The organism is Vibrio sp. Of7-15, assembly GCF_022347565.1.
Taxonomy (GTDB): domain Bacteria; phylum Pseudomonadota; class Gammaproteobacteria; order Enterobacterales; family Vibrionaceae; genus NORP241.
Genome location: NZ_JAKRGH010000002.1, coordinates 255,415 through 276,842, shown reverse-complemented (window position 1 = coordinate 276,842; position 21,428 = coordinate 255,415). Strand labels below are relative to the sequence as shown.

The 21,428-nt window shown below is 40.9% G+C and carries 18 protein-coding genes, 1 pseudogene, 1 riboswitch and 1 other annotated feature; of the genes and pseudogenes, 4 read left to right on the top strand and 15 right to left on the bottom strand.

Annotated elements, in window-relative coordinates; all coding sequences use genetic code 11:
* Positions 1–9 precede the first annotated feature (9 nt).
* The 10 genes from hisIE to MHO82_RS03765 form a co-directional block, all read right to left on the bottom strand.
* Positions 10–651 (bottom strand): bifunctional phosphoribosyl-AMP cyclohydrolase/phosphoribosyl-ATP diphosphatase HisIE, encoded by a 642-nt coding sequence (gene hisIE / locus MHO82_RS03810; protein WP_239182520.1) that lies wholly within the window; start codon positions 649–651, stop codon positions 10–12.
* Positions 648–1,421 (bottom strand): imidazole glycerol phosphate synthase subunit HisF, encoded by a 774-nt coding sequence (gene hisF, locus MHO82_RS03805; protein ID WP_239182519.1) that lies wholly within the window; start codon positions 1,419–1,421, stop codon positions 648–650. Before hisF ends, hisIE begins: the two co-directional genes overlap by 4 nt.
* A complete protein-coding gene (hisA, locus tag MHO82_RS03800) occupies positions 1,403–2,140 on the bottom strand; it encodes a 1-(5-phosphoribosyl)-5-[(5-phosphoribosylamino)methylideneamino]imidazole-4-carboxamide isomerase (RefSeq protein WP_239182518.1) in 738 nt (245 codons plus the stop codon). The genes hisF and hisA overlap by 19 nt, the downstream gene beginning before the upstream one ends.
* A 90-nt stretch (positions 2,141–2,230) precedes the next feature.
* Complete coding sequence (gene hisH, locus MHO82_RS03795; RefSeq protein ID WP_239182517.1) at positions 2,231–2,854, bottom strand: imidazole glycerol phosphate synthase subunit HisH; 624 nt, start codon at positions 2,852–2,854, stop codon at positions 2,231–2,233.
* The gene (gene hisB / locus MHO82_RS03790) at positions 2,854–3,930 is read right to left on the bottom strand and encodes a bifunctional histidinol-phosphatase/imidazoleglycerol-phosphate dehydratase HisB (protein WP_239182516.1); all 1,077 of its coding nucleotides are present in this window, start codon (positions 3,928–3,930) and stop codon (positions 2,854–2,856) included. The genes hisH and hisB overlap by 1 nt, the downstream gene beginning before the upstream one ends.
* Before the next feature lie 40 nt (positions 3,931–3,970).
* Positions 3,971–5,023 carry a histidinol-phosphate transaminase gene (gene hisC, locus MHO82_RS03785; RefSeq protein ID WP_239182515.1) on the bottom strand — a complete coding sequence of 351 codons (1,053 nt, stop codon included), beginning with the start codon at positions 5,021–5,023 and terminating at the stop codon, positions 3,971–3,973.
* A 9-nt stretch (positions 5,024–5,032) separates the two neighbouring features.
* Positions 5,033–6,328: a histidinol dehydrogenase gene (gene hisD / locus MHO82_RS03780; protein ID WP_239182514.1), complete on the bottom strand. Its 1,296-nt coding sequence runs from the start codon at positions 6,326–6,328 to the stop codon at positions 5,033–5,035.
* Between the two features lie 5 nt (positions 6,329–6,333).
* The gene (gene hisG, locus MHO82_RS03775) at positions 6,334–7,230 is read right to left on the bottom strand and encodes an ATP phosphoribosyltransferase (RefSeq protein ID WP_239182513.1); all 897 of its coding nucleotides are present in this window, start codon (positions 7,228–7,230) and stop codon (positions 6,334–6,336) included.
* A gap of 55 nt (positions 7,231–7,285) precedes the next feature.
* Positions 7,286–7,423: a sequence feature (His leader region), on the bottom strand.
* A gap of 606 nt (positions 7,424–8,029) precedes the next feature.
* Positions 8,030–8,608, bottom strand: coding sequence for a thymidine kinase (locus MHO82_RS03770; RefSeq protein WP_239182512.1), 579 nt, complete (start codon positions 8,606–8,608; stop codon positions 8,030–8,032).
* Between the two features lie 137 nt (positions 8,609–8,745).
* Complete coding sequence (locus MHO82_RS03765) at positions 8,746–10,344, bottom strand: Na+/H+ antiporter NhaC family protein (RefSeq protein ID WP_239182511.1); 1,599 nt, start codon at positions 10,342–10,344, stop codon at positions 8,746–8,748.
* 95 nt (positions 10,345–10,439) lie between these two features.
* Positions 10,440–10,625, bottom strand: a riboswitch (Lysine riboswitch).
* Positions 10,626–11,047: 422 nt separating this feature from the next.
* Between MHO82_RS03765 and MHO82_RS03760 the strand changes: the two genes are divergently transcribed.
* Positions 11,048–11,449, top strand: a complete 402-nt coding sequence (locus MHO82_RS03760; RefSeq protein ID WP_239182510.1) for an H-NS family nucleoid-associated regulatory protein — start codon at positions 11,048–11,050, stop codon at positions 11,447–11,449.
* A gap of 801 nt (positions 11,450–12,250) precedes the next feature.
* On the opposite strand, the pseudogene MHO82_RS03755 reads toward MHO82_RS03760, so the two are convergent.
* From MHO82_RS03755 to MHO82_RS03735, 5 genes and pseudogenes are all read right to left on the bottom strand, one after another.
* Positions 12,251–12,625 (bottom strand): annotated as a pseudogene (locus MHO82_RS03755) (phosphomannomutase CpsG); the annotation flags it as partial.
* 46 nt (positions 12,626–12,671) lie between these two features.
* Positions 12,672–14,084 carry a mannose-1-phosphate guanylyltransferase/mannose-6-phosphate isomerase gene (locus tag MHO82_RS03750; RefSeq protein WP_239182509.1) on the bottom strand — a complete coding sequence of 471 codons (1,413 nt, stop codon included), beginning with the start codon at positions 14,082–14,084 and terminating at the stop codon, positions 12,672–12,674.
* Positions 14,085–14,245: 161 nt separating this feature from the next.
* Positions 14,246–15,550, bottom strand: a complete 1,305-nt coding sequence (locus MHO82_RS03745; protein WP_239182508.1) for an inosine/guanosine kinase — start codon at positions 15,548–15,550, stop codon at positions 14,246–14,248.
* Between the two features lie 177 nt (positions 15,551–15,727).
* Positions 15,728–16,354: a DUF2057 domain-containing protein gene (locus MHO82_RS03740; RefSeq protein ID WP_239182507.1), complete on the bottom strand. Its 627-nt coding sequence runs from the start codon at positions 16,352–16,354 to the stop codon at positions 15,728–15,730.
* A gap of 79 nt (positions 16,355–16,433) precedes the next feature.
* Positions 16,434–17,420, bottom strand: a complete 987-nt coding sequence (locus tag MHO82_RS03735; RefSeq protein ID WP_239182506.1) for a porin — start codon at positions 17,418–17,420, stop codon at positions 16,434–16,436.
* Between the two features lie 522 nt (positions 17,421–17,942).
* Between MHO82_RS03735 and dinG the strand changes: the two genes are divergently transcribed.
* Genes dinG through MHO82_RS03720 form a run of 3 tightly spaced genes read left to right on the top strand, consistent with a single transcriptional unit; the run spans position 17,943 to position 21,428 of the window.
* Positions 17,943–20,021, top strand: a complete 2,079-nt coding sequence (dinG, locus tag MHO82_RS03730; RefSeq protein WP_239182505.1) for an ATP-dependent DNA helicase DinG — start codon at positions 17,943–17,945, stop codon at positions 20,019–20,021.
* Between the two features lie 44 nt (positions 20,022–20,065).
* Positions 20,066–20,839, top strand: a complete 774-nt coding sequence (locus tag MHO82_RS03725) for a TSUP family transporter (RefSeq protein WP_239182504.1) — start codon at positions 20,066–20,068, stop codon at positions 20,837–20,839.
* Positions 20,840–20,876: 37 nt separating this feature from the next.
* Positions 20,877–21,428: a primosomal replication protein gene (locus MHO82_RS03720; protein ID WP_239182503.1), complete on the top strand. Its 552-nt coding sequence runs from the start codon at positions 20,877–20,879 to the stop codon at positions 21,426–21,428.

The window sequence follows — 21,428 nt, the reverse complement described above, 5'->3', positions numbered from 1 at the left end:
TAACCTCTTCTACTTATGTCTTTCTTTCAATTTATTAATCACATCGTTCAGCGATAAACCTTGATCTTGTAACAATACAATCAAGTGATACATCAAATCTGCTGATTCACACACTAGCTCCGCTTTATCCCCCGACGTTGCCGCAAGCGCGACTTCAACGCCTTCTTCGCCAACCTTTTGCGAGATACGCTTGGTGCCACGAGCGTAAAGGCTCGCGGTATAGGAAGAATCTGAGTCTGCATTTTTTCTTGATGCCAACAATTGTTCAAGTTGATGAAGGAACACCAAAGAGGATTCTTCTTGCTTATCCGCATCGAAACACGTCGTTGTACCTGTATGGCAAGTCGGGCCAATTGGCTCAACTTTCACCAACAAGGTGTCATTATCACAATCTAAAGCAATATTTCGCAGTTGGAGCACGTTGCCAGACGTTTCGCCTTTCGTCCATAAGCGCTGCTTCGTACGAGAGAAAAAAGTAACCTGCTCAGTTTCAAGTGTTTTTGATAAGGCTTCTGGGTTCATGTACCCCATCATGAGCACTTGACCACTATTGAAGTCTTGCACAACAACAGGTGCTAAACCATCAACTTTATCCCAATCAATTCTTGCGGTTAATTCATCTACTGACGTTAAGGTTGTAAAGTTGCTCATAGTCGGACCTCCACCTGCTGTTGTTTTAAATACTGCTTCAACTCACCGATATTGATGACCTGTTTATGAAAAACGGACGCTGCTAGCGCTCCATCAACATTGCTGTTGTGGAATGCACCGGCAAAATGCGCCATCGCTCCGGCACCACCAGAAGCAATCAAAGGCACATTACAAACTTCACGTACCATATTCAGTTGGGTGAGATCGTAACCATTACGCACACCATCTTGGTTCATCATATTTAATACAATTTCACCGGCACCGCGCTGTTGAACTTCCTTTACCCAATCTTTGGTTTCCCATTTGGTTGCCTTAGTTCGCTCTTCATCCCCAGTAAACTGATAAACCTGATATTTACCAGTCTCCGAATCAAAATAAGAGTCAATGCCCACAACAATGCACTGAACACCGAACTTATCCGCAAGCTCAGTGATCAATTCAGGATTTGCAAGAGCTGGAGAATTAATCGATACCTTATCTGCACCAAACTCTAAAATTCGAGCAGCATCCTCCGCAGATTTAATACCACCAGCCACACAAAAAGGAATATCAATCACTTCCGCAACACGTGCTACCCAGCTCTTATCTACCACACGACCATCACTTGATGCCGTAATATCGTAAAAGACCAGCTCATCGGCACCTTCTTCCGCATAGCGTTGAGCTAATGGAACAATGTCACCAATAATTTCATGGTTACGAAACTGAACCCCTTTTACGACTTGTCCATCACGAACGTCCAGACAAGGAATTATTCGCTTTGCCAGCATGCAAATGCCTCCTCTGCACTAAACTTTCCATCCAATAAAGCCCGACCAACGATCACACCTGATACCCCTGATCCTTTTAACGCTTCAATATCCGCTAAACTGCCAATACCACCAGAAGACTGGAACTGCACTTGTGGGTACTGTTTACACAAATCAACATACAGCTCCACATTAGAGCCTGTTAACGTGCCATCACGTGAGATATCCGTGCATAGTACGTGCTTTAATCCAACAGATAAGTAATCTTCTAATAGCGCTTCAATTGTGACACCTGAGTCTTCCTGCCAGCCAGAAATCGCTACGTTGCGTACACCCTGATCATCAATATTAATGTCTAACGCCAATACAATTTTTTCTGCGCCGTATTTTTCCATCCAGCCTTTTACCAATTCAGGCTGTTTAACGGCTGTCGAACCAACCACTACACGTTGAGCACCTGCTTCTAATAAATCAATAACATCTTGCTCAGTTCTAACGCCACCACCAATTTGAATATTGGCAGGGGTACTCGCCAGTAACTTAGCGATTAATTGAAGCTGACGAGCCGTGGTATCTTTTGCTCCTGTCAGATCCACTAAATGCAACCAATTTGCTCCTGCTTGATGATATAAGTTAAATTGCTCAGCAGGATCAACTTTGTATTCTGTCTTTTGGCCATAATCACCTTGGAACAGGCGAACCACTTGCCCATCGATTAAATCAAGTGCTGGGATAATCATTTTAAATCCTTTTACGTCACTTTATATTTATCATCATGACTTCTTCTGTTAACTATCAACCTGTATTGCTATTAGTTAACAAACCGTAAGTTACATTTCTAAAAAGTTTTGAATTAGTTTTGAACCTGCTTTGCTAGAGCGTTCAGGGTGGAATTGCACCCCAAAATAATTACCACTCTGTAAAGCGGCAGTAAAAGGCTGGCCGTACTCACACGAAGCCACGGTGTAATCCCCAACTGGCATACCAAAACTATGAACAAAGTAAAAATAGCTGTCTTCTGGAATGTCTTTAAACAGTGGATGGGAATTAGATGGTTTCACTGTATTCCAGCCCATGTGTGGTAGAGGTAAACTCCCTGTTTCCAGCTTTTTCACTTCGCCTTCACACAAACCTAAACACTCAACCAATTCATCCGCTCTTTGGCCTTTCTCTTGTGAAACACGGCCCAGCAACTGCATACCTAAACAAATACCCAGTACTGGCTTCTCGATTTGCTTTACTAAAGCGATCAAATCACGCTGCGCTAGGTTTTTCATTGCTTCACTAGCCGTACCTACACCAGGTAAAAACAGCTTATCCGCCGCTAGAACGACAGCAGGCTCTTTACTGATCTCAACAGCATACCCTAAACGCTCAATGGCGAACTTAACGGAAGAAACGTTAGCGCAACCTGTATCAATAATCACAACATTCGTTTGCTGATCCAAAGCCATTACAGTACTCCTTTACTGCTTGGTAATTCATTTCCATCAACTTTAATGGCTTGGCGTAGTGTTCGACCAAACGCCTTAAATAAACTTTCTACAATGTGGTGATCATTATCGCCTTGAGAAGATAAATGCAGCGTACAAGCCAGTGTATCTGTTAAAGAGCGGAAAAAGTGCACCACCATTTCTGTCGATAAGTCACCAACCTGCTCACGACTAAACTTCGCATCAAATTTCAAATATGGACGACCAGATAAATCCAACCCACACTGGGCTAAGCATTCATCCATCGGCAAGCTAAAACCAAACCGTCCAATACCACGCTTATCTCCTAAAGCATCTTTCAAGGCTTGACCTAATGCTAACGCGGTATCTTCAACAGTGTGGTGATCATCAATGTGAAGATCCCCTTTCACTGCTAACTTCAACTGAAAACCGCCGTGTGTCGCAATTTGATCCAACATATGATCGAAAAAGCCAAGACCAGTCTCAATGGAATTACCGCCCGACTCATCAAGATTTACCGCAACACGAATATCGGTTTCTTTGGTTGTTCGCACAACTTCGGCGGTGCGAGGATTGGTGGTTAAGTCTTTAACTATTTGCGCCCAATTCATGGTTTCTGGGTTGTATTGAATACCACGAATAGCCATGTTTTCCGCTAATTGCAGATCCGTAACACGATCACCAATAACAACTGACGTTTGAAAATCGACCCTACCACTTTGTAAGTACTCTTTTACCATTCCCAATTTAGGCTTACGGCAAGAACAACCGTCCTCGTCAAAGTGCGGGCAAATTAAAACATCATCAAATTTAACGCCTTGAGATTCAAAGATCTCCATCATCATATTATGCGGTGCATCAAATTCATCTTGTGGGTACGAATCAGTGCCAAGACCATCTTGGTTGGTTACCATAACTAAGCGATAGCCAGCATCTTGTAATGTTAATAAACTAGGGATCACCAAAGGTTCTAGCTTAAGCTTGTCTAAGCGATCGACTTGAAAATCAACAGGCGGTTCAACGATCAATGTCCCATCACGATCGATAAATAAAATCTTTTGTTTATTACTGCTCACAACGACATCCTTATAATTTACAGCTTGGCTTACTTACTCATTAAGCAGCAAATTGAGCTAATTGATTACGAATAAACGACAATGTTTTTTCGCACTCTTCTCGGTTACCTACACTAATTCGAATACAGTCTTGTACTGGCGAACGACGCAAAATAATACCGTTATCCCACAAGGCTTCGAACAAGGCTTCAGCGTTAGGGAATTTAACCAACAGGTAGTTACCCCACCCCTCAAACACCGTGACACCATCAAGCATGCTTAATCCTGCTTGCAAATAAGCACGGTTAGCACTGAGATCAAGTACCTGATACTTCATTCGAGCTAAACCCGCTTCAGACAACGCCTGAGTGGCTATGTCGGTAACAGGGGCAGGAACAGGGTATGGCGCAATCACTTTGAGTAAGACATTTATAATGTCAGCATTAGCAATCGTAAAACCACAACGCAGACCAGCAAGAGCAAATGCTTTAGATAACGTACGAAGAATCGCTAAGTTAGGGTACTGTTCTAATAAATCTGTGGTGGTCGCTTCAGGACAAAAGTCAATGTATGCCTCATCCATCACCACAATGGCTTTATCTGCCGTCATTTCAAGAAGAGAAACAATGTCTTCACGCTTGATAAGGTTACCCGTTGGGTTATTCGGGCTACATACAAACACCAATTTGACCGAGTCTAAATTGCGCTCAATCTCTGGTAAATCCAATTGCCATTCTGCTGTTAAGGGAACGGTTTTTCTTTCCACACCAAAAGTTTCCGCACTAATCGCGTACATTCCATACGTTGGTGGGCAAAACAAAATAGCATCTTCATTTGGCTCACAAAATGCGCGTATGAGCAACTCAATACCTTCATCAGCACCACGAGAAGTCAGTACTTGTTCTGGTTTTACACCAGCGTATTGCGCATAAGTTTGCACTAGCTCCACTGGTTGACATTCACTGTATCGGTTTAAACGTCCAAATTCTGTTTTGTACTCATTGTTAAACGGGGATTCATTGGCATTCAGCCATACATCTCCCGCGCCACCGAGTTTACGGGCTGATTGATAAGGTGTTAACGTTTGAACTTGCTTTCGAGCTAATTTTTCCATGACTTTTCCTTATGCTTTATCAGCCAGCTTCTCGACACGGATCGTCACAGCTCGTTTGTGCGCATCAAGCCCTTCTGCTTCCGCCATCGTCACCACTGTTGGCGCTAGGCTTTTTAAGCCATCAACAGAAAGCTCTTGTACTGTCATTCGTTTCGAAAAATCAGCCAATCCAAGACTGGAGTAAGTACGTGTATAACCGTAAGTAGGAAGAACGTGATTCGTTCCTGATGCATAGTCCCCTACCGACTCCGGCGACCAATCACCTAAGAAAATAGAGCCTGCGTTATCTAACAACGGCAATAACTCTCTCGGGTTCTTCGTTTGGACAATTAAGTGCTCAGGTCCGTAATAATTTGAAATAGAAACACATTGCGTCAGAGAGTCAGCAATAATCAGTAAACTGGCTCCAAGCGCTTTTTGTGCAATATCGGCACGCGATAGCTCTTTGAGCTGCTTTTGAACTGCATCTGCCACTTGATCCGCTAGAATTGGCGATGGTGTCACCAAAACAACTTGAGAATCTGGGCCGTGCTCTGCTTGGCTCAATAAATCCGCCGCAACAAAATCGGGATCGGCACTGTCGTCCGCAATGACTAAAACCTCAGACGGGCCTGCTGGCATATCAATTGCTGCACCACGAAAGTCATTACTGACCTGACGCTTTGCTTCAGTTACGTACGCATTACCCGGACCAAAAATCTTATCTACTTTTTTTACTGACTCAGTACCATAGGCCATAGCAGCAACAGCTTGACCGCCACCAACATTATACACTTCATCAATGTTACATAATTTAGCAACGTATAAAATTTCATCCGCAATCGGTGGTGGAGAGCACAGCACCACTTTACGACAACCTGCAATTTGAGCTGGCACACCTAACATTAATACCGTTGAAGGTAATGGTGCACTGCCGCCAGGAATGTACAAACCAACGTTATTAATCGGGCGTGTGACTTGCTCACAAACCACACCAGGCTGAGTTTCAACACGTAGTGGCTGAGGCTTTTGGGCCTTATGAAAAACAGAAATATTTTTGTAAGCCTGTTCCAACGCTTCTTTCATTTTGTCGGATAAACGCTCACACGCCGCATCAATATCCGCCGAAGAAACTTTGATCGATTCAGGTTTTACACCATCAAATTTCTCTGTTAATTCAAAAAGTGCCGTATCACCTTCGCTGCGTACTTTAGTAATAACATCCGTCACCGCAGCCGTAATGTTTGCCCCTTCGGAGATAGCTGGGCGCTGTAAAATCGAGTCTTGTTGGTAGTCACTAAGAGACTGCCATACCACTGTTTTCATAGCGATTACCCCAACATTTTTTCAATAGGAAGCACAAGAATAGAGCTTGCACCCAACTCTTTTAGCTGCTCCATGGTTTCCCAGAATAAGTTTTCCGTACTCACTAGGTGAACCGCCACACGATTTTTCTCGTGAGCTAAAGGAAGTACGGTAGGATCTTCAGCTCCAGGTAATAACGCGACAATTTGCTCTAATTGTTCCGTTGGCGCATGCAGCATAATGTATTTGGACTCTTTTGCCTGAATCACACCTTGCATGCGTGTTAACAGCTTTTCAATCAAGGCCGCTTTATCAGCATCAAATTCACCCGTACGCTGAATTAATGTCGCTTTGGAGCGGAAAATCACTTCAGCTTCTTTCAAACCATTCGCTTCCAGCGTAGCGCCTGTTGACACTAGGTCACAAATGGCATCAGCAAGGCCCGCTCTTGGTGCCACCTCAACCGAGCCATTCAGCATACAAGTGCTAAAATTGACACCTTGCTCATCCATATAGCGCTTTACAAGCTGAGGGTACGTCGTCGCAATACGTTTTCCAGCTAAGTCCTGTGGACCGTTGTACTCTTCATCCTTATCAATGGCGATAGACAACCGGCAACCACCAAAATCAAGACGACGCAATTGAACATATTCATTCGGCTCACCTAGCGCTTGGCGATCTAGGCTAACTTCTTCTAATTCATTTTCCCCAATCACACCTAAATCAACCACACCATCCATAATCAAACCAGGAATATCGTCATCACGTACCAGTAGTAAATCAATGGGCATATTTTCAGAATGAACAACTAAGCGTTCACCCGCGATATTGAATTTCATTCCACAGCTTTTAAATAAATTCTGGCACTCTTTACTTAAACGGCCTTTTTTCTGAATTGCGATTCTTAGTCGTTGTGTTTGCATTGCATTATCCCTGTGCGATTTTTAAATTCTTATACAAAAAACTGATTGAACTAAAACGAAAAAACCCTCGGAAGTTTTAGCTTCCGAGGGTCTGAATTCTATATTCTTACTAATCCATCGGAAGTGCTCTTAAAGTGCCTTCCGGATGATACGTATCCTCCCGAAAGACTACTCAGGATGGTGATGATGATGAAGATTCATACCTTGAATACGCATAATTTATTTCTCTCTGGATAAACAGTTTCTTTATTGGCTTGCCATTCACACTAACTAAGCTAGTTCTCTTTTTCAACAAAAAAATGAAGGAAATGAAAAAAAAGTTAAATGTGTGTTTTTAACTAAAGAAGTGATTGTTTTTGCTAAGTAAAGATCTATAAAGAAGGAAGGAATTTGTATAGTCAAATAAAGAAAAAGAGCCACCCATACTGATAGCTCTTCTTTTAAGATTTCGCACCTCAAAGCCTCAAACGTAAATATCTAATAACCCTCGCCGTCGCGAATTGTGCTCGGCTTCCCTCTCTTTAGATTCATCTTTACCTTCTAAATCAACACGCTGATGACGCCGATCATTTAATCGCCGCATTTTTTTCAACTTGTGAATGTGAGTAGGCATCCTCATATCAATATTATTAAACCAGTTCATGGAAACCTCCACGATAGCCTCATCTCTCAATTACTATATCGACGTAAGAAGAAAAAACTTGAGCAAAAAACGAGCAGAACTCTAACGGAGTGTTTTATATGAAAAAGGCCAGTGTAATACCAGCCTTGAAAAGAAGTTAGGGTGAAGCTAGCTGAATTATTTTCCTAGAGCTTCTTTGTAATGTAAACGGCATACTGACACATAAAGCTCATTACCGCCGATAGCAACTTGATCACCATCCGCAATCGCCACGCCATCTTCATTCGTTCGAATCACCATATTCGCCTTACGGCCGCAATGACAGATGGTTTTCAACTCAACCAATTTATCCGCCCACGACAATAAATATTTACTACCTTCAAACAATTCCCCTAAGAAATCAGTACGTAGTCCATAACACAAAACAGGTACATTCAGCTTATCGACAACTTCCGTTAATTGATAAACCTGTGCTTTTGTTAAGAATTGGCATTCATCAATCAGCACACAGTCGATTTTCTGCTGCTCAGATAACCGAGTAATGTCATCAAATAAATCACACTCTGGTGAAAATAGCTGAGCATCCGCCTCTAAACCAATACGAGAGCTCACTTTACCAGCCCCATAGCGTGTATCAATAGCCGCAGTAAAAATCAGCGGAGTCATACCACGTTCTTGGTAATTAAAGGAAGATTGCAACAAGGTGGTTGATTTACCCGCATTCATTGCAGAGTAATAAAAGTACATTTGAGCCACAGCCAATTCCCCGAAAATTATAGGTATAAAAACAGGCCGAGATGCTACAGAAAAGGCAAGAGGCAAGCAAGGTGAAGTCATAAAGAAAAAGGGCTGACAACCTGCCAGCCCTTAATATTTATAAAGTTAGAAACAACTTAGTTACTCGCTGTTTCCATTTTACAGCGCGATACCCAAAACATCGCACCACACACAATAATGAATGTCGCTGTTGCTGCCAAGAACGATACCGCTAAAGAAGCAGTATAACCTAGCGAGATAAAACCAACACACGATACAAGCGCAACTGATAATGCGTATGGAAGCTGTGTGGATACATGATCAATATGATTACAGCGTGCACCTGTTGAAGATAGAATCGTTGTATCTGAAATTGGAGAACAGTGATCACCAAATACAGAACCAGCAAGTACAGCACCAAGCATAGGAAGCATTAAAGCAATATCTGTAGCCGCAGCCATATCACCAGCGATAGGCAACATGATTCCAAACGTACCCCATGATGTACCTGTAGAAAACGCCATCAGGCCAGATAACAAAAACAGAATAACAGGCAACCAATGAGGATTAATACTGCCTTCCACCATTGAAGAAAGGTATTTACCCGTTTGCATGTCACCGATAACAGAACCAATAGACCAAGCAAATAATAGAATCAAGATTGCACCAAACATCGATTTAGCACCAATCCACATGGTGGCTAAAATATCGCTTGCTGGAATTTTTTGGCGAAGTACGGTAACGATCGAACTTAATAAACCAATTAAGCCGCCGTAACAAAGTGACATGCCCACATCTGTATTTTCAAATGCACCAAGAATATTAAATGGTTTACCATCAGCGACCAAAGCCTGACTACCGGTGTAAATCATAAATGATACTGTTGCGACAATCAGCGTCACAATAGGAAAGATAAGGTCAGATACTCGACCGTGCTCACTCTCAACAATATCTAGTTCATCATTTAAATCGCGAGCTTCAGATTCATCATCAGAGGCTTTATTCTCAAAACCACGACCTTTTGAAGCAGCAACTTCATGCTTTCTCATTAAGCCAACATCAAGCTGGAACCAAGCAACGGCAAACACCATTAATAATGCAAATACAGCATAGAAGTTCATCGGTGCTAAACGAATAAATGCACCTAATGCAGAGTATTCAGTAACACCATGTGTGACTAAAATACCGCCAATTAACGTAATAATGTATGCACCCCAGCTAGAAGCAGGCATTAATACACACATAGGTGCAGCAGTTGAATCTAAAACATATGCCAATTTCGCACGAGATACATAGAAGCGGTCAGTTACTGGGCGAGAAATAGAGCCTACCGCCAGGCTATTAAAATAATCATCAACAAAGATGAATACCCCTAAAAAGGCGGCTAATAATTTTGCACCACGTTTGCTTTTAATTCGGCTTTGTGCCCACTCAGCAAATGCTCGAGTACCACCAGATAGAGTCAGCAGTGCTGTCATCATGCCAAGTAATACTAAGAAAGTAACAATACTCATATTCCAAGTATTTATTGAACCGTCATCAATAAATACGCCTTTAACAGTGCTGCCAATATACCCTGCTGCACCAGCAACAGAATAATCAGCTAATAGCATTGCACCAAGCAGAATACCGACCCCTAAAGAAATAAGAACTCGACGAGTAACAATAGCGAGCCCTAGGGCTACTAACGGAGGTAATATAGATAAAGCAGAATGAGAGAAATCAGCTAAATTCATGATCTTCAACAACCATTTTCTGGTTGGAGATCTACTGTAGACACGGTTACCCGTTTGTAGATAAGCGAAAGAATAACAATTAAATTGTATTCTAACCCCACAGTAGCGCTCCATAGTTTAACAACAAAATAAGACTATGGCAGTGTTATACCTATTCGGATATAACCCCAGCTGACAGGACAGATAATCCTCATCAACTTCGGCACTGGCTCCTTTCATGTATTATAATCGGCATCACCCTAAAATACGTTACTGATAGACAGTGCACCTCTACACCTAGACTCAATGAGTCTAATTAAGGTGGACGCTATTCTACGGATATGGAACATATTTGCAACATCAAGCAACAAAATAATTCCCATTTCTGGTGAATAGCTCCCCTCTTCAGCTAAAACGTAGTGAATCTAAATTGCATATAAAATCCATTCAGAATATTAATGCGCACCAGAAGTGCTATGCTTCATTATTCATCAGTTTGAATTCATTCATGCGCATAAGACAGTTTGATTACACTTAAAAAACACCAATAATTTTCAAATTAATATATTAGGACTCGACTAAAACAATCTAAAATAAACCTCAATTTTGTAAAAATGTATTTATTATTAGCTAGAATAATCAAATCAATGAATTTATTTGATTGTCATCAATGTTCTATTACTGCTAAAATTAGCAAGTAAAGTAATTAATTTGGGAAATAGAAATGTCTGATACGATTAAAACACTTCTTAATCTTCGTAGTCTACGTGCTTTAGCTCGTGAAATGACACTTGAGCAGCTAGAAGAAAGCTTAGAAAAATTACAAACTGTTGTTACTGAACGTCAAGAAACAGAAGCAGAAGAAAAAGCAAAAAATGCAGAACGTGAGCAGAAACTTGCTCAATATCGTGAAATGCTAGAACAAGATGGTATTGATCCGGAAGAGCTACTTGCTGCTCTTTCTAAGCAATCTAAACCTAAATCTAAACGTGCTCCTCGCCCTGCTAAATATAAGTTTACCGACCACAATGGCGATGAGAAAACATGGACAGGCCAAGGCCGTACTCCATCTGCACTACAAGCACAATTAGACCAAGGTAAAAAGCTAGAAGAATTCGAAATTTAATTCTCTACTTTATCCAACAAAGCCCCTTTTTGGGGCTTTTTATTTTAGTAATAAGAACATACCACACCGCCTTTAGCCACACCCAACCATCTCCTCACATAACAAGCTAACAAAAGAATAATTTACAAATTACATATAAGCCACCCTTGGATTATAAACCCACAATAAAGTTCAAATATTAATATAATATTTATTCCCCCTTTAATGACGTGGTTTCATAATTAAATTACCTGTAATAACACGAATTACTACGTACTATACCTTCACCTAATGTCTTAAAAACCATACTTCACTGTCATTAATAAGAATTCAAAGAGATAAAAGTGGGCTCATAAGAGTCAAAATATATACTATCGAAAGTGGTTACACCCTACTCAAATACTAGCCATACTCTATTCTGAAATATCAAAAAATGAACCAAAATTGTAGGCATTAAAAACCTAAAATTCACTTTGCCTCAGATAACAAGACCTATTAAAACAACAAAAGTACTACATGTATCACTATTTAATGTATCAATACACCTAGAACATATCACAATTGCAATATATCAATCTTTATTATTGAATAACGATAATAGCCACAATGCTCTATCAGTTGCATTTTCGTTTTGCTCGTAATCCAAATTACCCGAGTATGACCTCAGTCATCAACTTCAATTAAACACAAGAGTTTTAGGGATATTATAGATATGTATAGAAAACTTTCAGCTTCGGGCCACATAGCAGTAATTCTCACTATAAACCTAATACTAATTACTTCGTAATATAGCTAGAATTTCGTAAGTTAAATCGCCGCTGTCCCACTGACAGGTTTCGCATCTTCACACACCAATTTCATACCGTTATAATCTAGTGGATTATGGCTTGCGGTCACTTCCACCCCACTCGATACTTTTAAATATTTAGTCGCAAAATAAACTTCTTCTGTTCCAACAACCATAACTATATCAATAACATTGATACCTGAGTCCATCAAACCTGCTGCTAGAGACATTTTAAGAGACTCAAAGGTTAAACGGACATCGCCCCCAACCACCACGCTTTGACTCTGCATTCCAGAACAAAAGAGTACTTGACCAAACGCACGACCTACTCGATAAGCGATATCATCGTTTAACTCATCCCCTAACTTTCCTCGAATATCATAAGCCTTAAAGCAAGTCAGCCTTTCCATGCAAATCCCTTTATTTTTAAAATAATCAAAAAATGTCGCCGAAACTTTATTTTATTCGTCCGTATCTATCTTCAAAGCGAACAATATCATCCTCACCTAAATAAGAACCAGATTGAACCTCTATTAGGTCAAGTGGTACTTTCCCAGGGTTTTCTAATGCATGCCTTTCACCAACAGGAATATAAGTTGATTCATTCTCAGTGAGCAGAAATACTTCTTTGCCTTTTGTCACCTTTGCAGTGCCAGACACGACAATCCAATGTTCAGCACGATGGTGATGCATTTGAATAGAAAGCTTTTCACCGGGTTTAACCGTTATATGCTTAACTTGATGGCGACTTCCCGTATCAATGGAATCATATTTACCCCAAGGTCGATAGACTTCACGGTGAAGATCCACCTCATTACGGCCTTGAGACTTCAATTCTTCTACAATTTTTTTAATATCTTGGACTTTATCTTTATGAGCAACTAACACCGCATCTTTCGTTTCAACAACAACAATGTTATCAAGCCCTACTGTTGCCACTAACTTATCTTGAGTATTGATATAAGAGTTTTGAGTTCCATGTGTTATCACGTCACCCTTCAAGGTATTACCCAGTTCATCTTTCTCACTAACTTCCCACAATGCCGACCAAGAACCAACGTCACTCCAGCCAGCCCCCATTGGCATCACAGTTGCTGAATCTGTATTTTCCATAACAGCATAATCAATAGAGTCATCTGGGCACTGACAAAAAGCATCACGATCAATACGAATAAAGTCTAAATCTAGCTGCACTGCTTCCATCGCTTTTTGACATGCTCGTAAAATATCAGGTCGAAATTTTTCAAGCTCTTCCAAATAACGTTTAGGTTTAAACAGAAACATGCCGCTATTCCAAAAATAATCGCCACTCTCAATATAATGTTGTGCTTGGTATAAGTCGGGCTTTTCAACAAATTCAGCCACCTCAAATCCAGCATCAGATAATGGGGAACCACGGCGGATATAGCCATAACCCGTTTCAGGATGATCAGGAAGAATACCGAATGTCACTAAATCATTAGCTTTAGCTCTTGCTGAAGCAGCTCTCACAACCTGCTGAAAAACACTTGTTTTCTCGATTACATGATCAGCTGCTAACACTAAAATTAATGCATCTGGATTTTCATTTTTAAGTACTTCAATAGCAGCTAAGGCGATCGCTGGTGCTGTATTTCGACCAACTGGCTCTAATATAATCGTACCAAGTTGATCTAATTCTCGAAGCTGCTCCGCAACAACAAATCGGTGTTCTTCGTTACAAATAACCAAAGGCTTGATCGTGGTTAATCCTTCTAAGCGACGTACAGTTTCTTGTAATAATGAATAATCACTCGTGAGTTTTAAAAGTTGTTTGGGATGCAAAGTACGGGAAAGTGGCCATAGACGGCTACCGCAGCCGCCAGCCATAATTACTGGGATAATATCCATATCAATCACCTAATTATGGAGTGTGATAGCCTAAGAGTAGGAGAAAAAAAGCAATGTTGCGAGCTAAGCATAAAAAAGCAAAGTCATAAAATAGGGAAAAAAATAGCACTGAGCTATGACTAGCTCAGTGCTCATTTTAACAATAACGAATGATGCCTAATTTATCTTTCCCAGTACGCTTCTTCTAGGCTATCTTCACGTTCAGGCAACCCACGAGATAAACGAGGAGAATGCTGGGCTAATACCTCAAAGCTTACTCGGTTTGAATACTTACATACTTGAGAGAAAGAAGAGTACGTTAAATATGGGTGCTGATGCTTGCTAGAATTTGGAACATTATCACGATGATATCGATTTGCAGACATATCATGTAATAAAGCAGACAAGGCACCATCTCCAGCACCATTTGTATTTTTAATTTTCTCTGGTCCACCCATATATGGCGCTATATGAGAATATACTTTAATCGGGTCTTCACACTGAGACTTCGTTGCAGGGCGACTAAACTCATAGCGATTAAACTCCGCAATTGCACCAGGCAGCAGCGGTAAGCTGGTCTCACGTTTTGAGCTACCTTCTGTATAACCCGCCATATATAAACCAACAGGGCCAGCGGTACATAGTACTAAATCTACCCAATCAAGCGCTTTGTCTGAAGCTAATAGAGGGTCATGTTCTCCCGTTAACGCTTCGCCTTCCTCTTCATTCATCGCCACAACCGTAACGTGCTCACTTAAAAAATCACGCCAGTATTGAGGGTCATCTTGAATAACAAACTTAGTACCTAAAGTTAAAACAACTGGCACATCATACTTTTTAGCATATTCGATGGCCTTCATTGTTGCTTCCGGCATTGGGTCACCATCTTTGCAACGTACTAAATAAGCCGTTAAAACCAATGCAGAGGCATTTTCAAAAATAGATTCAGGAATACTTTCTGCACGCAGTTGGTTCATTTGCCCTTCACTGATTGCAAATGAACGCTCACCATTTTCACTGATTAACGCAAAGCAGCGCCCAATGGCACCCTCAACAGGCTGAAGATAATTCAAATCCATACGACTGGATGTATTACATAAGTAACGATAAGAGTAGCTGCCAATTTGAATATCTTTACTCATTACACCCAATAACGTTGATTTGTCGTCAGCCAAAGCTGAATAGTTGTGTAATGTATTACCAATAGTGCCGCCAGCGAACTCATTGGTAATTAAATCATTCTCTTTTAACTCATTATAAAGCGCTTCAGCTTTATCATTATCAATAACTAATGAATGCCCTTTACTTAGCTCGTATTTTTCTAAAAACTCATCGCTCACTTTTGCTTCAATATCAACCAATGTTTGATCAATACCGACTATGTGAGTACGAGTCATTTTTTTAGTTTCTTGAGCTTGGCTGACTAATGGATCGCGGGCGTGAACAGGGAAGTAATGCTTAGACTTACGTTGGCCTGGAAATTTCATAAAGTTATCATTTATTGGCAGTGAGAAGACAGGTGAATTTTAGCTTCCGATGTAACAGCCTGCAAGCATGAATCCTATAATGTGATATAGAAATAGCAAACTGTATAACAAAAAATATCCTCAAATAAAAAAGCGGTCTGAGAATCACTCAAACCGCCTTATCAACAGAAGCAGGTATTACATATCTTGCTCAACCATCCACAGCTTAAATGTTTTACGCTCTTCTGCTGTAGCTTTGGTATACCATAGCTTTAATTGAGTCGTGGCATCGCCCGTAATATTTACTTCACCAGTATCTGACACAGAGACTGCAACATCGGTTAACTTTTCAAACTGATTATTAGTAAAGCTAATGCCTCTCTCTTTATTATATTCAGCAACTAATCCTTCCATATCGCCGTATGGAGAAAAGCCGCTACCCACTAACTTATCGTAAGAAACTGGAGCTGAGGTCCCATCTTGATATTCAAACGTCCATTTAGGGCCACTCTGAAAATGAGACTCAACTTGTGAGTAACGCTTCATTTTAGGAAGATTGATCACCGTTGCTTGCTGAATATCTGCTTCAAAAATGTATGGACGAGAAGTGAAAAACTTATTACGAGAACCATCTTTCACTGAAGCATTGTAGCGTACTACTAATTGATGCTTACCTTGTGGTAAATCCAACGTCTTAGCTGGTGTCATCAATGATCCAACTTCTTTACCATTAGCTACCATAAATTCAATATTTTCGCCTACCTCAACTTCAATAGCTTGAGAAGAAAACGAAACCAACGCAGCAATTAAAAAGACATTTTTCACAATAAATTTCTCTCTAAAATAATGAAATGCAAAAGCCGCCCGAAGGCGGCTTTAAAGAGTATTTTTTAAGAAATCAATCTTAGAAAGATACTTCTAGACCAGCTAGGTAACCAGTGTCGTGATCTTGGTTGTCGATATCTACAAAACCTAGCTCAGCATATGCTTTAACATTGCTGTGTAGTTTGTGAGTGATGTTCACGTAGAAGTTTGTAGCATCAACACTTGCAGCAGAACCTACAGTTTGCTCACCTAAGTTAAGACCACCAGCGATAGTGTTCTTATCATCCATTTGGTATGTTGCAGCAAAAGCAATTACATCAACTTCATTTGTAGTAGTGCCATTTGTTTCTAGCTCACTTGTACCGAAAGATGCAGCAAGAGATAGTGCATCATCTACGCTGTAAACACCTTCTAGGTTCCAAGCCGTTAGATCAGCACCAGCAACGTTATTTACGTCAGATGCAGACTGGAAGAAAACACGAGCTTCAAAAGCGTTAAAAGTAACACCAGCACCGAAGTCAAAAGCAGATTGAGTAGTGCCTTTAGAACCTTGGCCAGTAGATGCAATAGAACCAGCTAGCCAGTAGTTTTCGCCTTCAAATTTGTGTTTGATTACTTCTTCACCTTCAGTGATAGAAAAATCAAGGCTCTCTGTACCAAGCTCGTAGTCTTCACCAATACCAGCGTCATCAGAAACTGTGATCTGGCGACCGAAAGTAGTCGTACCGAAATTAGAGCTTAGACCAACAAATAGTTCGTCATTTTCAACATTACCATTAGTACCGCCAATTGTTGAACCAGTGTTGCTAGTCGCACCTTTTTCAAACTCAAAACCGATACCAGCAACAGCAGACAGACCGTCAGCAACTTCTACAGTTGTTGCGAAGTTAATGTCGCCATCGTCCATACGTAGGTAAGCATTTTTGTCTTTCGAGAAATCTTTGTAGTACTGAACTTCTGCAGCACCAGTTACGTCAACCTTAACACCATCAGAATCAAGGATAGTTGCCGCGTTTACAGAACCCGCAGCAGTAAGAACTGCTAGAGCTAATAGAGACTTTTTCATGTTAATCCACTGCCTTTTCTTTTTAGACTGGAATTCCGTTTTCCGGATTCCATTTTTATAAGTGTCACTGATAAGCATCTTCTTACGAGAAACTTTATCAGCGCCTCAAAATTTCGTGTTTAATCCTGCAAGAGATTATGCTGCGTGTCAAATCCCTAAAAAAAGATATCAAAAAAAACATAAACACTATAAATTCAAACACTTAAAATAAAAGCATCATTTTTTGTTGTTATTTCATACAAAAAAACCCACAAAAAAGATGGATATTAAACAGCCATCATACAAACAATAAAAATCAAAAAAACCAATGAATACAGTGAAAAACACTGATATTTAGTTAAAATTAGTAGTTATATGGAAGATAAATCCAGTTAATAGTTCTAATGGTAACAATAAATGTAAGGTTCAAACTTAATTTGTGATACAGATCTCGGTTCAATAAAAAAGGATTCTGAATTATGGGGAAGATCACATTTAGACAATCGTGCTAGAATGCGTCTTTATCACAAGCACATTAAACTCATGTTACATAACCAGATAAAACAAGACATTAAAAAGAGTTATGAAAATCTTCAACAAGAATTGGGTGGCTTCATTCCTCGCCGAGCTCAAAACTATTTAGTTGCAGAAATAACCAAATCCCTTGCTGGTGAGTACAGTGATACCCATCGTATGCTTGTGGCTGAGGCTGGGACGGGGATTGGTAAATCTTTAGCCTATTTAATCAGTACTATTCCCTATGCACTCTTTAATGATCGTAAGGTGGTGATTTCTACCGCAACGGTTGCACTTCAAGAGCAGCTAATCCATAAAGACCTGCCTTTATACCGCCGTATTGCAGCAAAACCTTTTAATTTTATTCTGGCTAAAGGCAGACAACGATATTGCTGCGCCCATCGTTTATCAAATTGTTGCGAAAGCCATGACGATAGCCAAATCGCTTTATTTGAAAAAAAACCTAAAAAAAGTGATTTAGATTTATTAAAACGTATGTACAAAGCATACAGTGAGCAAAAGTGGGATGGCGATATCGACAGCTGGCCATCGGCTATTCCTTCTCATGTATGGCAAGCCATTGTTGGTGATAAGCACAGCTGTAACAACGCCCTTCCCTTACACCGCAACTGCCCATTTCAAAAAGCTCGTGAACATTTAGATAAAGCAGACGTTATCATTGCCAACCACAGCTTAGTCATGGCAGATATTGAATTAGGTGGAGGGGTTATTTTACCTGAACCTGAACAAACCATTTATGTTGTCGATGAAGCACACCATTTACCTCAAGTTGCCCGAGATCACTCATCGGCTGCGGCTAGCTTTAAAGGGGCGGCAACTTGGTTAGAAAAATTGAACCAGTCTACTTCTAAATGGGCAAATCTTGCGGATGCTAAACGTGTCGGCCGCTTCCAAAGTAGTTTACAAGATAATATTCAGCAACTTATTCCTTCTTTAACCTCTTTGGCTAAACGTTTTGACCCAACTCATTTCAACCAAGATGGGATATATCGATTCGAACATGGTGAGCTACCTACATGGTTAGAAGAAGAAGCAAAAGATCTTAAAGAGTTAAGCAAAAAAGCCCACCAAGCTCTTGCTAAAATCAGTGATTTAATCAGTGAACGGTTAAAAGAAAATGAAATACCTTCTCGATTAGCAGAACCAGCCCTCGCTGAATCAGGCTTTTACCTGCAACGTTTAGAAAACTTAGCCAAAGTGTGGGCACTAATGGCAAGACCCAATAGCGACAAAGGCGCCCCCCTTGCTCGTTGGCTAGAAGTTAGCCCAGACCGAGAAGGCGACTTTATTATTCAGGTATCTCCTCTTGAAGTTGGCTGGCAGCTAGATCAACAACTTTGGAGCCGCGCTGCAGGTGCTGTACTGGTATCGGCTACTATACGAGCCCTCAATAAATTTACTTTCTTTTGCCAACAAGCGGGGATCAGTGAAAAAAGCGAAGATGGGGTCCGTTTCCTAGCTCTAGCCTCCCCATTTGATTACGCCAATAATGCCCGCTTAGTTGTACCTGCATTGCCCTTGGAACCACAAGCCGAAGGCTTTACGGACTTGCTTATCGATCGCTTACCGGAATATTTAGAAGGCGAAAAATCCAGCTTAGTTCTGTTCTCATCTTACTGGCAAATGAATAAGGTGGCTGAGGGCATCGAATTATTGGCGAAAAAAAATAAGTGGGATCTACTCATTCAAGGAAAAAGCTCTCGCCAGGAAATCATCAAAAAACATCAAGACAACTGTAAAAAAGGTAAAACAAGTATTCTTCTTGGTACTGGTAGCTTTTCTGAGGGGCTTGATTTACCAGGAAATTTACTAGAGAACCTAATTATCACTAAAATTCCTTTTGGCGTTCCAACCTCTCCTGTTGAAGAAGCCCATGCCGAATACATTGAACGCCGAGGAGGAAACCCATTCCTGCAAATATCGGTACCTGAAGCCAGTAAAAAATTGATTCAATCTGTTGGTCGGTTACTGCGCAAAGAACAAGATTCTGGTAGAGTTGTGCTGCTTGATCGCCGAATAATCACACGTCGCTATGGCAAGTCTTTATTAGACTCATTGCCGCCATTTTCACGTGTGATTGAGTAAAATCTACTCATCAATATTAATTAAAATAAGAAACGAACTGATCTATGGAATTTATTGAACCAAGTATGCTTATTGCACTTGGCTTTGTGGCTTTTATCGCTGGCTTTATTGATGCTGTCGCAGGTGGCGGCGGTATGCTTACCGTACCTGCTTTATTGTCTTTGGGGTTACCACCACATATTGCACTGGGTACAAATAAACTGGCCGCAACATTTGCGTCTTCAACCGCGGCATTCACGTATTACCGAAAATCATTATTTAATCCCAAATTTTGGCGAGCTTCTTTTATTGCGACTTTAATTGGTGCAATAACAGGTACACTTATTGTCGACTTAATTAGTACAGAGCTGCTGGAAAAAGCACTCCCACTCATTATTCTGGCCGTGGCTGCTTATACAATTTGGCACCCACATCCAAAGTCTGAAAATCATCAACTTCCAAAAAAGTGCCCAAAGCTCAAGCGCTGCCAGTGGCTGCAAGGTATTAGCTTAGGTCTTTATGATGGCGTTGCTGGCCCTGGAACTGGCGCTTTTTGGACAGTCAGCAGTATGGCTTTGTATCGACTGAATATATTACTCGCGTCTGGCCTTGCTAAAGCCATGAATTTCACCAGTAACTTTACCTCTTTAGTTACTTTCGCCATACTTGGCCATATTGATTGGGTTCTGGGATTAACCATGGGGGTATGCTTAATGGCTGGCGCTTTTATTGGCGCACACTCAGCGATCCGTTTTGGCGCAAAATTTATTCGCCCAGTATTCATCACAGTCGTCAGTGTATTAGCGATTAAACTGGCTTACGAAGCATGGTTTATGTAATTCATTACCTCTCGCCTATCAAAATAAGGTAACCAGTATGGTGGATTTAACCCGCTTATCACCTATATTAGAGCAACTTGCTCACTCGGCAGCAGAGGTCGATCGCCGCCGAGGTGAGCAAACGCACTTTTTATTTGATGTTCGCTTATTCGCTTGTCGCAGCCGATTACTGGTTCCTTGTGTAAACGAGACCCAAGCCATGCTTAAATCAATGATCAATGAACAACAAGCTGGCATTTTAAACTCCGAGCGAGCGCAGCATTTAAGCGAGAAACTCGTTGCCCAAATTGAAGCGATTCAAAGAGAGCTGAAAACTCAGGCTATCCGACGAGCAGAACCCAAACACTCTAGCCACTACAAAAAGCCGATCAGTGATCTGTACCAAGATTTAGCTCAGCACCAAGAGTGGGAACGCCGATTAGATCAGATGGTGCGAGAAAAAGAAAAGCAAGTGGCATCTTGTGCTTCCTATACTGAGCAACAGAAACGACAAAAAGAATTACTGGCAACTGAGCAACGCTTAGTACGATGCCGAGCTGCCATGATAAAGCTAGAACAACGAATTACTTACCGTGAACAAAATGATTAA

Bases quoted from the DNA above. Each gene is read 5' to 3' on its own strand.
- hisG (WP_239182513.1), bottom strand. From the start codon at position 7,230: ATGCAAACACAACGACTAAGAATCGCAATTCAGAAAAAAGGCCGTTTA.
- MHO82_RS03735 (WP_239182506.1), bottom strand. From the start codon at position 17,420: ATGAAAAAGTCTCTATTAGCTCTAGCAGTTCTTACTGCTGCGGGTTCT.
- hisF (WP_239182519.1), bottom strand. From the start codon at position 1,421: ATGCTGGCAAAGCGAATAATTCCTTGTCTGGACGTTCGTGATGGACAA.
- MHO82_RS03720 (WP_239182503.1), top strand. From the start codon at position 20,877: ATGGTGGATTTAACCCGCTTATCACCTATATTAGAGCAACTTGCTCAC.
- hisIE (WP_239182520.1), bottom strand. From the start codon at position 651: ATGAGCAACTTTACAACCTTAACGTCAGTAGATGAATTAACCGCAAGA.
- MHO82_RS03745 (WP_239182508.1), bottom strand. From the start codon at position 15,550: ATGAAATTTCCAGGCCAACGTAAGTCTAAGCATTACTTCCCTGTTCAC.
- hisA (WP_239182518.1), bottom strand. From the start codon at position 2,140: ATGATTATCCCAGCACTTGATTTAATCGATGGGCAAGTGGTTCGCCTG.
- dinG (WP_239182505.1), top strand. From the start codon at position 17,943: ATGTTACATAACCAGATAAAACAAGACATTAAAAAGAGTTATGAAAAT.
- hisC (WP_239182515.1), bottom strand. From the start codon at position 5,023: ATGGAAAAATTAGCTCGAAAGCAAGTTCAAACGTTAACACCTTATCAA.
- MHO82_RS03750 (WP_239182509.1), bottom strand. From the start codon at position 14,084: ATGGATATTATCCCAGTAATTATGGCTGGCGGCTGCGGTAGCCGTCTA.
- MHO82_RS03760 (WP_239182510.1), top strand. From the start codon at position 11,048: ATGTCTGATACGATTAAAACACTTCTTAATCTTCGTAGTCTACGTGCT.
- MHO82_RS03725 (WP_239182504.1), top strand. From the start codon at position 20,066: ATGGAATTTATTGAACCAAGTATGCTTATTGCACTTGGCTTTGTGGCT.
- MHO82_RS03765 (WP_239182511.1), bottom strand. From the start codon at position 10,344: ATGAATTTAGCTGATTTCTCTCATTCTGCTTTATCTATATTACCTCCG.
- hisH (WP_239182517.1), bottom strand. From the start codon at position 2,854: ATGGCTTTGGATCAGCAAACGAATGTTGTGATTATTGATACAGGTTGC.
- hisD (WP_239182514.1), bottom strand. From the start codon at position 6,328: ATGAAAACAGTGGTATGGCAGTCTCTTAGTGACTACCAACAAGACTCG.